The organism is Rhodanobacter sp. UC4451_H18 (assembly GCF_052978225.1).
In genome coordinates this window covers 3703115-3717615 of the sequence record NZ_CM129663.1, presented here as the reverse complement: position 1 = coordinate 3717615, position 14501 = coordinate 3703115, and the positions used below count along the sequence as shown (strand labels likewise).

Here is a 14501-nt window from a genome sequence, read left to right as displayed (position 1 = left end):
GATCCGCCATTCCACCCATTCCGCAACCCGGGAGGCCGTCATGTCTCGACTCGATGAAACCCTCGCGATGGATCGCCGCCGCTTCCTGCGCGCCGCGCTCGGCGGCAGTGCCGTGCTGGCCGTGGGTGGCGGCTGGCTGGTGCCGCGGCTGCACGCGGCGGCCAACACGCCGGTGGGCGAAGCCGGCAACGTGCTGCTGGAGATCTTCGACGATGCGGGCCGCGACCTCGGCGCGCGCGAGGTAGCCAAGCTGGTGCTGAGCGACGCGCAGTGGCGGCAGCGGCTGTCGCCGGCGTCGTACGAAATCATGCGTCACGCAGGCACCGAGCGAGCATTCAGCGGCGAGCACGAACGCCCCGCCGTGCCCGGCCTGTTCCGCTGCATCGCCTGCGGCACCGCGCTTTACGACGCCGCCACCGAGTTCGACTCCGGCACCGGCTGGCCGAGCTTCTGGCAGCCGATCGCGCGGCGCAACCTGGTCGAGGCGACCGACCACCTGTTCGGCATGACGCGCACGGCCATCAGCTGCAAGGGCTGCGACAGCCACCTCGGCCACGTCTTCAACGACGGCCCGCGCCCGACCGGCCTGCGCTACTGCATGAACTCGGTGGCGTTGCGGTTCGTGCCGCGCCGGACGGCCTGATCCGCCAGCCGCGGCCGGCTTGGATTTCGCCGCGCGCGCCGCCATCTGCACTGCAGGGCGTCGCCCGCCCGTTGCCGGAGTCCGCCATGAGCACCGCACTGACCATCCCCTGCCCGCATTGCGGCGCGCTCAACCGCGTGCCCGCCGAGCGTGTTGCCGAGCACCCGAACTGCGGCCGCTGCAAGCAGGGCTTGTTCGAGGGGCATCCGGCGGAACTCACGACCGCGAACTTCGACGCGATAGCCGGCCGCGGCGACCTGCCGGTGCTGGTGGATTTCTGGGCGCCGTGGTGCGGGCCGTGCGTCGGTTTCGCGCCGGTGTTCGTGCAGGCCGCCGGCAGGTTCGAGCCGCGCCTGCGGCTGGCCAAGCTGGACACCGAAGCCCAACCGCAGATCGCCGCGCGCTTCAACATCCGCAGCATCCCCACCCTGGTCATGTTCAGGCAGGGCCGCGAGATCGCGCGGCAATCCGGTGCGCTGAACGCGGCGCAGCTGCAGCAGTTCATCGAAGGCGCGCTGGCGCGCGGCTGATCAGCGCGCAGCAGGCCGCCGCTCGCCACGTCGTCCGCCGCCAGCGCCACGCCCTGCCCTGCATCGCCGCACGCAATACCAGGTCGGGATGAGGCGTGTAGCGGGTGCCGCGCTGCAGCGCGCCGTCGACCCATGCCTTTCAGCACACTCGGTGCATGCGCCGCGCGTTTAGGCTTCGGTCTTTACGCTCGAGGAGAGGCCTGTGCGCAAGTCCCTGCCGTTTGCCCTGATGGCTGCCCTGCTGTTGCCGGGGTTCACCACCGCCGCCGTGGCGGCCGACAACCACAAGCCGGCGGCGAGCGCCGAGGCAACCGGCAAGGACGGCTTCCAGCTGCCGCCGTTCCCTGCCGACGCGCACGTGACGCAGACCACCACGGTCGACGGCAAGACGCTCAAGTACACCGTCACCGTTGGCTCGCTGCCGGTGCGGGACGAGCAGGGCAAGACCACTGCCGAAGTGGTGTTTACCGCCTACACCATCGCCGGCAAGGACCGGCCGGTGACCTTCGCGCTCAACGGCGGCCCCGGCGCCTCGTCGGTCTACCTCAACCTGGGCGCGATCGGCCCGAAGAAGGTGAGCTTCGGCGACGCCGGCGACTCGCCTTCCGACCCGCCGGTGCTGCACGACAACCCCGGCACCTGGCTGGGCTTCACCGACCTGGTCTTCATCGACCCGGTGGGCACCGGCTACAGCCGCGCGCTGGTCGACGACAAGCAGGCGACCAAGGATTTCTACAGCACCGACGTCGACATCAAGTACCTCTCGCGCATCATGTACGACTGGCTGGTGAAGAACGGCCGCATGGATTCGCGCAAGTACTACGTGGGCGAAAGCTACGGCGGCTTCCGCGGCCCGCGCATCACCGAGTACATGCAGACCCAGCTGGGCGTGGCGATGAGCGGCGTGACGCTGATCTCGCCCTACCTCGATCCGTCGGCGTGGAGCGACGACACCGTCTCGCCGCTGCCGTGGATGACCACCCTGCCTTCGATCGCCGCCGCCCACCTGGAGCGCGAGGGCAAGCTCAGTGCCGAGGCGATGGCGCCGATCATCGCCTACACCCGCGGCGAGTACGCGACCACGCTGATGAAGGGCCGCTCCGATCCGGCCGCCACCGAGGCGATGATCCGGAAAGTGACCGAGCTGACCGGGCTGGACCCGGTGTTCGTCAAGCGCTCCGGCGGTCGCATCGAGACCCAGGCCTACCTGCGCGAGGTGTACCGCGCCGAGGGCAAGCTGGGCAGCCGCTACGATTCCAACGTCACCGCCTGGGACCCGTTCCCGCATGCGCCCTCGCAGCGCACCGGCGACCCGCTGCTCAACAGCATCATCGCGCCGACCACCAGCGCGATGGTCAACTTCGTCACGCAGACGGTGGGCTGGAAAGTCGCCGGCCGCTACAACGCGCTCAGCTACGAGGTGAACCGCCTGTGGCATGAGGACGACGACGCCCGCGAGGGCTCGGTCAGCCAGCTGCGCGAGGCAGTGGCCAACGATCCGAAGCTGCGCGTGCTGATCGCGCACGGCTGGGACGACCTCTCCTGTCCGTTCATGGTCTCGGTGCTGGCGGTCGACCAGATGCCGGCCATGGGCGACCCGACCCGCGTGCAGGTGAAGGAGTATCCCGGTGGCCACATGTTCTACTCGCGCGCCGACAGCCAGTCCGCGCTGACCCGCGACGTGAAGGCGTTGTACGGCGCCAGGTAAGCGTGCCGCGCGACGACGGCAGGAGTCGGCAGCGCCCCGCCGACTTCCGCGTCGTCGCCATCCGCCAGGCCACCCATGAACAAGCGCACGCTGTATCACGTCGACGCCTTCACCACCACGCGTTTTCGCGGCAACCCGGCCGGCGTGGTGCTGAACGCCGACGGCATGTCCGACGCGGAGATGCAGGATCTCGCGCGGGAACTGAAGCACTCCGAGACCGCCTTCGTGCTGGCGCCGGACGGCGCGGACCACGACGTGCGGCTGCGCTACTTCTCCCCCACCACCGAAGTGCCGCTGTGCGGCCACGCCACGATCGCCACCCATTACGTGCGCACCGGCTTGCCCGGCTTCGGCAGCAACGAATTTCGACAGAAGACCGCCGCCGGCATCCAGCGCATCCGCATCGGCCGCAACGAAGCCGGGGGCCGCCGCGTCTTCATGCAGCAGGAGCGGCCGCGCATCGGCCCGCCGCTGGGCGATTCCGTCCGCCGTCGCATCGCCGCCGCACTGGGCGTGGCCGACGACCAGCTGACCCCGACGCTGCCGCTGCAGGTGATCTCCACCGGCCATGGCAAGGTCATGGTGCCGCTGGAACCGACGGTCGACCTCGACGCCCTGGCGCCGAGGATGTCCGCGCTGGCGGCCCTGAGCGCGGAGATCGGCTGCAACGGCTACTTCGTGTTCCAGCGGCGCGAGGGCGAGGCAGCCACTGACGGGCGCATGTTCGCCCCCGCCATCGGCATCGACGAGGACCCCGTCACCGGCAATGCCAACGGCCCGCTGGGAGCCTATCTGGTGCACCACCGACTGCTGCCGCACGACGGCGCCTCGCTGCGGTTCGCCGGCCACCAGGGCCGCGCGCTGCGCCGCGACGGCATCGTCCATGTCGAGGTGCGCATCGTGGACGACGAGCCGGTCGAGGTGACGATCGCGGGCGACGCCTGCATCCTGTTTTCCGCGCCGCTGAGCGGCTGACGCCGGCCCTCCCGCCCGCCGCGTCAATCCATCCGAAGGCCGGCACGCACCAGGTATTGCACGCTGAACATCCGTCGGGAATCGGTCCACACCCGCTGCACCGCCAACCCCGCCTTGTCTGCCAGCGCCGCGAAATCCTCCAGCGAATACTTGCAGCTGTATTCGACCTGGACAGCCTCCTCCGCGCCGAAGCGCACCTTGTCGCGCCCGATCGCCACCTGCTGCTCGTGCCGACTGACCAGTTGCGTCTCGATGCGCCCGGCCATCGGGTTGTAGCGCGCGCGGTGGGCGAAGGCGGCGAGGTCGAAATCGCTGCCGATCTCGCGGTTGAGCCGGAGCAGCATGTTCAGCGTGAACTCGGCGGTGACGCCGGCCGCATCGTTGTAGGCGGCCTCGATCAGCGCCGGGTCCTTTTTCAGATCCACCCCGATCAGCAGGCCGCCGGCGTCGCCCATCTCGCTGCGCATCTTGCGCAGCAAGGCCACCGCGTCATGCGCCTCGAAATTGCCGATGGTGGAACCGGGGAAATAGAGCACCGTGCGGCGCGGCGCGCGCGGCGGAATCGGCAGGCGCAACGGCTTGCTGAAATCGGCACACAGCGGTTGCAGCGGCAGTTGCGGAAACTCCTGCGCCAGGCGTTGCACGCTGTGCTGCAGCGGCTCGGGCGAGATTTCCACCGGCACGTAACTCACCGGCTCGCGCAGGTGGCGCAGCAGCATGCGCGTCTTGCGTCCGCTGCCGCTGCCGTACTCGACCAGGCGCACGTCGCTGCCGAGGCTGTCGGCGATGTCGGCGGCGTGCTCGCTCATCAACGCGATCTCGCAGCGGGTGAGGTAGTACTCCGGCTGCTCGCAGATCTGCTCGAACAAGGCCGAGCCGCGCTGGTCGTAGAACAGCCACGACGGCAGCCGCTTGGGCTTCAGCGCCAGCCCGTGCCGGGCGACTTCGAGCAGTTCGCTGGCGGGCGGGCGGCGTTCGTCGTCGCGAAGGCCGCAGGCTTGCATGCTGTTCATCGGTCCTGTCCCAGTCGCAGCCCGGCAAACTGCCAGCGGGCATGGGGTGGAAAGAAATTGCGGTAGCTGGCGCGGATGTGATCGCGCGGGGTGGCGCAGGAGCCACCGCGCAGCACCCATTGGCCGCACATGAACTTGCCGTTGTATTCGCCCAGCGATCCGGGCAGCGGGCGGTAACCGGGGTAGCCGACGTACGGCGAGGCGGTCCATTCCCACGCGTCGCCGAACAACTGCAGCGCGCCCTCGCCAGCGTGCGCGGGCAGCGGCTGGAAGCGCCCGCTTTCCTGCAGGTTGCCTTCGATCGCGACGCCCTGCGCGGCGGACTCCCACTCCGCCTCGGTCGGCAGCCGCGCGCCGGCCCAGCGCGCGAACGCATCGGCCTCGTAGTAGCTCAGGTGGCATACCGGTTCGGCGGGGTCGAGCGCACGCACGCCGGCCAGGGTGAACTCGCTGGCCAGGTCATCCTGCCAGTAGAGCGGATGTTGCCAGCCTTCGCGCTGCACCGTGGCCCAGCCGTCGGACAACCACAGGCCGGGCTCGCGATAGCCGCCTTCACGCACGAACGCCAGGTATTCGGCATTGGTCGCCAGCCGGTTGGCCAGCGCATGCGGTTGCAACAGGGTGCGGTGGCGCGGGGTTTCGTTGTCGAAGGCGAAGCCTTCGCCACGATGGCCGATCTCCACGATGCCCTCGCGCCCGGGCAGGAATTGCAGCGGCACCGTGGGCGCACCCGCGGGTGCCGCGATCGACGAATGCAGCGCCGGCTGCAGCGGATTGCACCAGAACGCATGCTTGATGTCGGTCAGCAACAACTCCTGGTGTTGCTGCTCGTGCTGCAGACCCAGCTCGACCAGGCTCGCCAGTTCCGGATCGTCGCGGCGATCCAGCAAAGCAAGCACCGCCTCGTCCACGCGCCGGCGGTAATCGCGCACCTCGTCCAGCGAGGGCCGCGACAGCAGCCCGCGCTGCGCGCGCACGTGCATCGGCCCGACCGACTGGTAGTAGGAGTTGAACAGGTAATGCCAGGCCGGGTCGCGCGGCTTCCAGGCCGGGTCGTGCGCAAGCACGAAGGTCTCGAAGAACCAGGTGGTATGCGCCAGGTGCCATTTCGCCGGGCTGGCGTCGGGCATCGACTGCAGCTGCATGTCCTCGGCCGTCAGGCTCGCGCACAGCGCCGGCGTCTGCCGGCGCACCCGCTCGAAACGCGCGGCGGTGCCGGCGCGGGCCGACAGTGGATCAACGGTCATGCATGCTGCGCCGCGGTCGCGACGGCCGGACGAACCGGCCACGGGACAGCGGCATGATGGTGCGAAAGTGCATGCCCTCAAGGATGCCGCGAGAGTTGTTCAGAACTTGTGATCGGACACGCCGTCTTGCGACGGGTACAAACGCGCGAGCCCGGCCGGGGCCGGGCTCGCACACTCGCATCACGACGTGACTCAGTTGCCGTCGTAGCCGTCGTCGCGGTCGTAGCCGTCGTCGCGGATGTAACGCGTCTGGTACGGGTCGTCGTACACCACGGTACGCGTTTCCACCACGCGGCGGGTCACCACCGGCGCACCGTACTCGTACACCACCGTGCGCGGCGCGCGGTAGACCGGCTGGTTGTAATAAACCGGAGCCGGCCGCAGCGCGTCGGCGACCAGGCCGACCACGGCACCGGTGACAATGGCCCCGGCGATCCAGCGGCCGCCGCTCCAGTGGCCGCCATGACCGTAGTAGCCGCCGTGATAACCGCCATGGTGACCGCCGTAGTAGCCACCATGGGGACCATGCCCGCCCCAGCCGCGCGCGGACGCGCCCAGAGGCATTGCCAACGCGGCGACCAGCGCCAGGCCGATCGCGGCACTCTTGCCGGAAGCACGCAAACCCGCTGTGTTCATGATCGTTCTCCGTTGTACGCGGGGATAGTCGAGCGCGCGGGCTTAATGCGCACTGAAAGGTTCACGGCTTGATGCGCGCCGTATCCCACGGGTTGACTCCCGTCACGGCCCGGCGCCGGCGCAGCAGCCAGCAGCCGTGGATGTCGGCACGGCGGGCGAAGTCGAACGGGATGCTGGGCGCGCTCCAGTCCTCGATCTCGAAGTGCGGCTCCAGCGCCTCGCGATCCAGCTTGAAGCGACGGAAATTGTTTGAGAACACGATCACGCCGTCACGGGTGAGCCGTTCGTTGCAGGCTTCGAGCAGCTTCACGTGATCGCGCTGCACGTCGAAATCCTCGGCGCGCTTGGAGTTGGAGAAGGTCGGTGGATCGACGAAGATCAGGCCGTAATGGCCGCGATCACGCTGCAGGAACTCCAGCGCGTCGAACTGCATCAGCCGATGGTCGGCGCCGGTGAAACCGTTCAACGCGAGGTTGCGCGATGCCCACTCCAGATAGGTGGCCGACAGATCCACGCTGGTGGTTTCCAGCGCGCCGCCGGCCGCCGCGTGCACGCTGGCGGTGGCGGTGTAGGCGAACAGGTTGAGGAAACACTTGCCGTCGGCCAGCTCGCGCACTTTCGCGCGCACCAGCCGGTGGTCGAGGAACAGGCCGGTATCGAGATAATCGGTGAGGTTGACCAGGAACTTCAGGCCGCCCTCCTCCACTTCGATGAACTCGCCGCGCTGGTCGAGCTGGCCGTACTTGGAACCGCCCTTGCCGCGCTCGCGGGTCTTGATCGCGACGCGCTCGCGCGGCACGCCCAGCACCTCGCCGGCGACGCGGGCGATCTCGCGCAGGCGCAGGCGCGCCACGTCGGCGGGGATATCCGCCGGCGCGCGGTACTCCTGGATGTGCAAATGGTCGTCGCCACCCGTGTCGCCGTAGACGTCGATCGCCGCCGCGTACTCGGGGAGGTCCTGGTCGTAGGCGCGCCAGCAGTGGATGCCTTCGCGGGTGAGCCGCTTGCGCAAATGCCTGACGTTCTTCTCCAGCCGGTTCTTCAGCATCTGCGCGCCCGGCGAGAGCGGCCTGGGTTCGCGCGGCGTCTCGTCGCGCGGCTTCAGGTCGAACGTCAGCAGCACGGTTTCCAGTGCGCCGTTGTACAGCGCGTAGCGCTTGTCCGCATGCAACTGCATGGCACGCCCCAGCTCCAGGTCGCCGGCCAGCACCGCGGCGCGCCAACCGGTGAAGCGCTGGCGCAACGTGTCGCCCAGCGCGCGGTAAAGCTTCGGCATCTCGGCGCGGTCGCCGAGGCGCTCGCCGTACGGCGGATTGGTGATGACCAGGCCGTAGCCGACGCCGGGCGGCGGCGCGGCGCGGGCCATGTCCTGCTTGTCCAGGGTGAAAAAGCCGGCCACGCCGGCGGCCTGCGCGTTGCGTTTGGCCGTCTGCACCATGCGCGGGTCAGCGTCACTGCCGAAGAAGCACGGGCGCAGCCCGCGCAAGCCGGTCTCGGCACGCTGCTTCGCCTCGTCCAGCAGGCTGCGCCACAGCGCGATGTCGTGCTGCTGCCAGCCGAGGAAGCCGAAGTATTCGCGGCGCAGGCCGGGCGCCACGTCGGCGGCCATCAACGCACCTTCGATCAGCAGGGTGCCCGAGCCGCACATCGGGTCGAGCAGCGCGCCGCCGCCGGCGTAGACCTCGGGCCAGTGCGCGCGCAGCAGCATCGCCGCGGCGAGGTTTTCCTTGAGCGGCGCTTCGCCCTGCTCCTCGCGCCAGCCGCGGCGATGCAGCGGTGAACCCGCGAGATCAAGCGATACGGTGGCGCGGTCGCGCCGCAGGCGCAGGTTGATGCGGATGTCCGGCTCGTCGGTGTCGATGTCCGGGCGCGAGCCGTCGCGCTGGCGGAACTGGTCGACCACCGCGTCCTTGGTGCGCAGGCCGACGAACTGGCTGTGGGTGAGCTTGCTCAGCGCGGTGCCGGCGTCCACGGCGAAGGTGCCGTGCGCGGCCAGGTGCGCGCTCCAGTCGATCGTCTGCACGCCGCGATACAGCGCCTCGTCGTCGGCCGCGTCGAACTCGGCCAGCGGCAGCAGGATGCGGCTGGCCAGGCGCGACCACAGGCAGGCGCGGTAGGCGGTTTCCAGCGTGCCGGAGAAGTGCGCGCCGGCCAGTGCCTCGCGCACGTCGTTGGCGCCGAGCGCGACCAGTTCGTCGCGCAGCAGGTATTCCATGCCTTTCGGGCAGGTGGCGAAGTAATGGTTCATGCGGCGCTCGCCAGGCGTTCGAGCATGGCCCGGAACTGCGTCGCGATCAGCTCCATGCTGGAGCCCAGCCGGTGGTCGTCGTCCAGCACGAGCAGCGGCAGCCGGCGCTTCGCGGCGAACGCCTGCACGCCGGCCAGCGGGCACACCTCGTCGCGCCAGCCATGGATCAGCATCGTGGGCACGCCGGGACGCAGATCGAACGCCCGCGCGTATCCCGGGACTTGACTGGGCGTGGCGAGCAGCAACAGCCCGGCCACGGGCACCTCCAGCGAGACCAGGCCGGAGACGAACGCGCCCATGCTCGACCCGACCAGCAGTGGCGGCGCGTCCAGCGATTCGATCGTGGCGCGCAGGCGCGCGATCCGCGGCGCGACCGACCCGGCATGGCCGCGCGCGTCGTCGCTGCGGTAGTCCGGTCGCTGCGTGCGCCAGCCCAGCGACTCGGCCAGTGCGGCCAGCGCGCTGACCTTGGTCGCCTCCGGCGCGGAATCCGAGCCGTGCGAAAGAATGATCTGGCCGCGCATGGCGGTCTCCGGAAAGGCCAAAAGCAAGACGCGCATGGTAGCAGGCGGCGTTTCCGGCTCCGGCCGCGCCATGCGAGACTTGGCCGATGTCCCTGACCCTCCACGACCAGCCGCTGCCCTACGTCGACCGGCTGCCCGAGCGCCCGGCCGAGGCCATCGAACTGGTGGTGATCCACTGCACCGAGCTACCCGACCTGGCCATGGCCCGCGAATACGGCGAACGCGTGCTGCATCCGAGCGGCACCGGCAACAGCGGCCACTACTACATCGACCGCGACGGCACGATCTGCCGCTACGTGCCCGGCACGCGCATCGCCCATCACGTACGCGGGCACAACGCGAATTCGATCGGCATCGAGCTGGTGAACGCGGGCCGCTACCCCGACTGGTTCGACTCGCGCCGCCAGACCATGACCGAGCCCTACCCCGCCGCGCAGATCGACGCCCTGCTTGCCCTGCTGACGCAGTTGCGCGCGGCGTTCCCGAACCTGCGCCGGATCGCCGGCCACGAAGACCTGGACACCGACCTGATCCCGGCCAGCGACGATCCCGCGCAGCAGATCCGCCGCAAACTCGACCCCGGCGTGCGCTTCCCGTGGGACGCCATCGTGCCCGCCTGCGGCCTGCAACGGCTGCGTTAGACTGCGAACCAGCCTCCCCAGGCCCAGGCCATGTCGGAATTCACCGTCCAGCCGCTGCTGCAAACGCCGCTCGTCGCGGCGCACGACGTGCATTGCCGCGGCGAGTGCCGTCATCGCAGCGCGGAGGAATGCGCGGCCGCGACGCACCTGGTGTTTCCGTATCGCGGCCTGTTCCTGCGCCACGTCGGCAGCACGCAGTCGGTGGCCGATGCGAACCACGTGCTGCTGTTCAATGCCGGCCAGGACTACCAGGTCAGCCATCCGGCGACTGGTGGGGATGCCTGCCTGTCGCTGTCGATCGCGCAACCGCTGCTGCGCGAGCTGGCGCCGACCGACCTGCTGCAGCGTCGCGACGAACCGGTCTTCCACGGCCAGTCGCTGCGCATCGACGAACGCGCCCAGGTGCTGGTGGCACTGCTGCGCCACAGCCTGCGCCACGGCAACATCGAGCCACTGGAAGCCGAGAGCCTGGCGCTGACCCTGGTCTGCCGCAGCCTCGGCCCTCGCACCACCCATGCTCCCGGCGCCAGCCACGCGCGCCAGCGGCTGGTGGACCGGGCCAAGCTGCTGCTGGCCAGCGACCTCACCCGGCGCTGGACGCTGGCCGAGATCGCCGCGGACATCGGCGGCTCGCCGGTCTACCTCACCCAGGCCTTCCAGCAGGTCGAAGGCATGCCGCTGTACCGCTATCACCTGCGCCTGCGGCTGGCGCATGCGCTGGACCGGATCGCCGATTGCGAGGACGTCGCCGCCCTGGCGCTGGACCTCGGCTTCTCCAGCCACAGCCACTTCAGCGCCGCGTTCCGCCAGGCTTACGGCCGCACGCCCAGCGCGTTCCGCCAGGCCGCGCTGACGCGCGCATCGTGAGTCGCTAAAGATCCTGACAGCCGCGCCTGCCGCAGCATGGTCTCCTGTGCATGCCCGATCCCGGGCAGCCCACGGAGAACCCCATGAACGAGAAAACCTGCGCCGCCTGCGACTACCCGCTGGACCACAACGCGATCGAAGTGACCATCGGCGGACGCACCGTCGAAGTGTGCTGCGAGGAATGCGCGCAGAAGCTGCGCGAGGCGGCAGCGCAAGCGTGAGCGGCGAAGTCCCCCTCGCCACAGGAACGGCGCCCCGAGGGGCGCCGTTCCGCCGCCGGGAAACGCCCGACGGGACCACCGACATGGCCCGAAAATTCCGGGGAACTACCTGATGACCAATCGTCGCGTCGCGGTGTACGGCGCCTACGGCCACACCGGCCGTTTCGTGCTGAACGAGCTTCGCCGACGCGGCTTCGTGCCGGTCGCCTGTGGCCGCGACGCGTCCCGACTGCAGCAACTGGCTGCGACCGCCGACGTGGAAGTGCGCGCGGCCGCCGTCGACGATGCCGCGGCATTGGACGCCGCCTTCGCCGGCACCGCCGCGGTGCTGCATTGCGCCGGGCCGTTCCTCGACACCGCCGTGCCGGTGCTGGATGCCGCGTTGCGCGCACGCATCCACTATCTGGACGTGGCGGCGGAACAACGCGCCGTGCTCGATACGTTCGCACGCGATGCGGCGGCGAAAGCCGCTGGCGTGACCGTGCTGCCGGCGATGGCCTTCTACGGCGGCCTCGCCGACCTGCTCGCCAGCGCCGCGCTCGGTGGCGCCACCGATGCGGATGCCGTGGACGTCGCCGTGGCGCTTGACGGCTGGCATCCCACCCGCGGCACCCGCATCACTGGCGAGCGCAATCATTACCCGCGCACCTGCATCGAGCACGGCCGCAGCCGCACCGTGCCCGACCCCGCGCCGCTGCGCGAGACGGATTTCCCGGCCCCGTTCGGACGACTGGAAACCGTGCTGCTGCCCTTGTCCGAGGCCGTCGTGCTGCCACGGCACATCACCTGCGGCGACCTGCATTCATGGATGAACCTGGCTCCGCTGCGCGACCTGCGCGATCCGTCCACGCCGGCACCGGTGGCCGCCGACGGCAGCGGGCGTTCCGCGCAGCGGTTCGTGGTCGACGTACGCGTACACCGAGACCAGCGCCGCCTGCGCGCCGTTGCCAGCGGCCGTGACATTTATGCGGTGACCGCGCCGCTGCTGGTGGAAGCGTTGCAGCGCATTCTGGACGGCCGCGTCAGCGGTACCGGCGCACTCGCCCCGGGCCAGGCTTTCGACGCCCGCGACTTCCTGGCCGCGCTCGATCCCCGGCAGATCGCCGTCACCTTCGACCGCTGAACGGGGATCGCGGGGCACCGCCGCTATACTGGCGCCCCCTGCAAGGATCCCCCATGAGCGAAGACCACGTCGCCGAACTCGTCGAACTGCTGCAGCTCGAACGGCTGGAAGACAACCTGTTCCGCGGCCAGAGCCGCGACATCGGCACGCGTTTCGTGTTCGGCGGCCAGGTGCTGGGGCAGGCCTTGTCGGCGGCGCAGCAGACAGTGGACCCGGCGCGCGAGGCGCACTCGCTGCACGCCTATTTCCTGCGCGCCGGCGACATCCGCGCACCGATCGTCTACAACGTGGAACGCACCCGCGATGGCGGTTCGTTCTCCTCGCGGCGGGTGGTGGCGATCCAGCACGGCCAGCCGATCCTCAACGGCTCGATCTCGTTCCAGCTCGCCGAGCACGGCGTGGAGCACCAGACCTCGATGCCCGAAGTGCCCGCGCCGGAAGACATCGAGCCGATGCATCCGCTGCCGGCCGACGAACTGGCGCGGCTGCCGGTGAAACTGCAGCGCTGGCTCGGCATCGACGGCCCGTTCGAGTTCCGCCAGGTGTGGCCGCGCGACGAGATGCACCCGGTCAAGCGCCCGCCGATCCAGCACATCTGGTTCCGGCTCACCGCGCCGATCGACGATTCGCCGATCCTGCACCGCGCGCTGCTGGCGTACGCGTCGGATTTCCACCTGATCGGCACCGCCACCTTGCCGCACGGCATCTCGTACATGACCCAGAACGTGCAGATGGCCAGCCTCGATCATGCGCTGTGGTTCCATCGCCCGTTCCGCGTCGACGAATGGCTGCTGTACTCGTTCGACAGCCCCACCGCGCAGGGTGGGCGCGGCCTGGCGCGCGGGCAGATCTTCAGCCGCGACGGCGCCCTGGTCGCCTCCAGCGCGCAGGAAGGGCTGATCCGCGTGCGCAACGGCGTGGCCGGGGACGACTGAACGCCCGGTTCAAGGCTGTTCGCGTAAACTTCCCGCATGCGCCAGATCTATACCTCCCCCCGCCCGGAAAACATCGATTCGGTGGTCGCCCTGATGGCCGAGCACGGCATCCAGGCGACGGTGTCCAATCGCTCCAACTACCATCGGCGCGGCTGGCAGCGGCACAGCTATTCGCCGCGCCGGCAGGATCGCAGCCAGTGGCCGCAGGTGTGGATCACCCACGCCGACGACTACAGCCAGGCGCGCAAGCTGCTGATGGGCCTCGGCATCGAGCCGGTGATCCGCCACGGCGAGGAACTGGCCGCCACGCGCAACGCCTCGCCGCTGGAGCGCCGCGCCCGCATCGCCACCCGCGTGCGCCGCGTGCTGCTGCTGGCCGTGCTGGCGGTGTTCGCGGTGCAGATGCTGCGCTACCTGCGCGTGTTCTGAACCGGGCCGCGCCGGCATAGAATCGGACCATGCGCCGCTCCGATCCCGTCCGCCTGTTCCAGACCCTGCCGCATGCCTGCGGCTACTACGCCGAGCGCACGGCGCAGAACCTGGTGCTGGACCCGGCCGCGCCGCAACTGGATCAACTTTACGGGCCGGCGCTGGAACGCGGCTTCCGCCGCGCCGGCGGCCACCTCTACTACCCGCATTGCCCGCAGTGCCACGCCTGCACGCCCTGCCGCATCGACGTGGAAAACTTCCGGCCGGATCGCGCGCAGAAGCGCTGCCTGAAGCGCAACGCGGATCTCACGGTGGTCGAATGCATGCCCGGCTACAACCGCGAGCGCCACGCGCTGTACGAGCACTACCTGCGCACGCGTCATCCCGGCGGCGGCATGGATGATGCCGACGCCAGCGATTTCCGCCGCTTTCTCACCGCGCCGTGGAGCCCCACGCTGTTCCTCGAACTGCGCCTGGGCACGCGCCTGCTGGCGCTGGCGGTGACCGACGTGTGCCCGAACGGGATCTCCGCCGTCTACACCTTCTACGACCCCGCCGAAACCGCGCGCAGCCTGGGCACCTGCGCGATCCTGCAACAGATCGAACTGGCCCGCCGCCGAGGCATGCCCTGGCTGTACCTGGGTTTCTGGATCGACGGCCACCCGAAGATGGATTACAAGCGCCGCTTCAAGCCGCTGCAGATTCGCGGCACGGATGGCTGGCGCGAACTGGCGTAGGGCGGGCACTGCCCGCCGCTTCGC

The 14501-nt window shown here is 69.7% G+C and carries 16 protein-coding genes; 11 read left to right on the top strand and 5 right to left on the bottom strand.

From position 1 onward, the window contains the following. Positions 1-40: 40 nt before the first annotated feature. From msrB to ACVCMG_RS16660, 4 genes are all read left to right on the top strand, one after another. Positions 41-643 carry a peptide-methionine (R)-S-oxide reductase MsrB gene (gene msrB / locus ACVCMG_RS16675; RefSeq protein ID WP_447114586.1) on the top strand — a complete coding sequence of 201 codons (603 nt, stop codon included), beginning with the start codon at positions 41-43 and terminating at the stop codon, positions 641-643. 86 nt (positions 644-729) lie between these two features. Then, entirely contained in the window at positions 730-1173 is a 444-nt protein-coding gene (gene trxC / locus ACVCMG_RS16670) for a thioredoxin TrxC (RefSeq protein ID WP_447100077.1), read from the top strand. A gap of 229 nt (positions 1174-1402) precedes the next feature. Continuing rightward, the gene (locus ACVCMG_RS16665) at positions 1403-2881 is read left to right on the top strand and encodes a S10 family peptidase (RefSeq protein WP_447107220.1); all 1479 of its coding nucleotides are present in this window, start codon (positions 1403-1405) and stop codon (positions 2879-2881) included. 75 nt (positions 2882-2956) lie between these two features. Continuing rightward, complete coding sequence (locus tag ACVCMG_RS16660) at positions 2957-3856, top strand: PhzF family isomerase (RefSeq protein WP_447114585.1); 900 nt, start codon at positions 2957-2959, stop codon at positions 3854-3856. A gap of 23 nt (positions 3857-3879) precedes the next feature. Here the strand turns inward: ACVCMG_RS16660 and egtD are convergent, their stop codons facing one another. The 5 genes from egtD to ACVCMG_RS16635 all read right to left on the bottom strand — a co-directional run bounded on the left by egtD (position 3880) and on the right by ACVCMG_RS16635 (position 9524). After that, positions 3880-4869: an L-histidine N(alpha)-methyltransferase gene (gene egtD, locus ACVCMG_RS16655; protein WP_447114584.1), complete on the bottom strand. Its 990-nt coding sequence runs from the start codon at positions 4867-4869 to the stop codon at positions 3880-3882. Then, positions 4866-6116 (bottom strand): ergothioneine biosynthesis protein EgtB, encoded by a 1251-nt coding sequence (egtB, locus tag ACVCMG_RS16650; protein ID WP_395119413.1) that lies wholly within the window; start codon positions 6114-6116, stop codon positions 4866-4868. Before egtB ends, egtD begins: the two co-directional genes overlap by 4 nt. 192 nt (positions 6117-6308) lie before the next feature. Further along, positions 6309-6752: a hypothetical protein gene (locus tag ACVCMG_RS16645; protein WP_447114583.1), complete on the bottom strand. Its 444-nt coding sequence runs from the start codon at positions 6750-6752 to the stop codon at positions 6309-6311. A gap of 61 nt (positions 6753-6813) precedes the next feature. Next, positions 6814-9000 carry a bifunctional 23S rRNA (guanine(2069)-N(7))-methyltransferase RlmK/23S rRNA (guanine(2445)-N(2))-methyltransferase RlmL gene (gene rlmKL, locus ACVCMG_RS16640; protein ID WP_447114582.1) on the bottom strand — a complete coding sequence of 729 codons (2187 nt, stop codon included), beginning with the start codon at positions 8998-9000 and terminating at the stop codon, positions 6814-6816. Beyond that, entirely contained in the window at positions 8997-9524 is a 528-nt protein-coding gene (locus ACVCMG_RS16635; RefSeq protein ID WP_447106391.1) for an alpha/beta hydrolase, read from the bottom strand. Before ACVCMG_RS16635 ends, rlmKL begins: the two co-directional genes overlap by 4 nt. Positions 9525-9610: 86 nt before the next feature. On the opposite strand from ACVCMG_RS16635, the gene ACVCMG_RS16630 reads away from it, so the two are divergent. From ACVCMG_RS16630 to ACVCMG_RS16600, 7 genes are all read left to right on the top strand, one after another. Next, positions 9611-10165, top strand: coding sequence for an N-acetylmuramoyl-L-alanine amidase (locus tag ACVCMG_RS16630; protein WP_447100069.1), 555 nt, complete (start codon positions 9611-9613; stop codon positions 10163-10165). Positions 10166-10195: 30 nt separating this feature from the next. Then, positions 10196-11032, top strand: coding sequence for a helix-turn-helix transcriptional regulator (locus tag ACVCMG_RS16625; RefSeq protein ID WP_447106392.1), 837 nt, complete (start codon positions 10196-10198; stop codon positions 11030-11032). A gap of 83 nt (positions 11033-11115) precedes the next feature. Continuing rightward, the gene (locus ACVCMG_RS16620; RefSeq protein WP_395119426.1) at positions 11116-11253 is read left to right on the top strand and encodes a hypothetical protein; all 138 of its coding nucleotides are present in this window, start codon (positions 11116-11118) and stop codon (positions 11251-11253) included. A gap of 112 nt (positions 11254-11365) precedes the next feature. Next, on the top strand, positions 11366-12376 hold the full coding sequence (locus tag ACVCMG_RS16615; protein WP_447114581.1) for a saccharopine dehydrogenase NADP-binding domain-containing protein: 1011 nt from the start codon (positions 11366-11368) through the stop codon (positions 12374-12376). A gap of 53 nt (positions 12377-12429) precedes the next feature. Then, positions 12430-13311, top strand: coding sequence for an acyl-CoA thioesterase (locus tag ACVCMG_RS16610; RefSeq protein ID WP_395119430.1), 882 nt, complete (start codon positions 12430-12432; stop codon positions 13309-13311). Positions 13312-13347: 36 nt separating this feature from the next. Then, complete coding sequence (locus ACVCMG_RS16605) at positions 13348-13740, top strand: hypothetical protein (RefSeq protein WP_395119432.1); 393 nt, start codon at positions 13348-13350, stop codon at positions 13738-13740. A gap of 29 nt (positions 13741-13769) precedes the next feature. Next, on the top strand, positions 13770-14477 hold the full coding sequence (locus tag ACVCMG_RS16600) for an arginyltransferase (RefSeq protein WP_447106394.1): 708 nt from the start codon (positions 13770-13772) through the stop codon (positions 14475-14477). Positions 14478-14501: the final 24 nt, after the last annotated feature.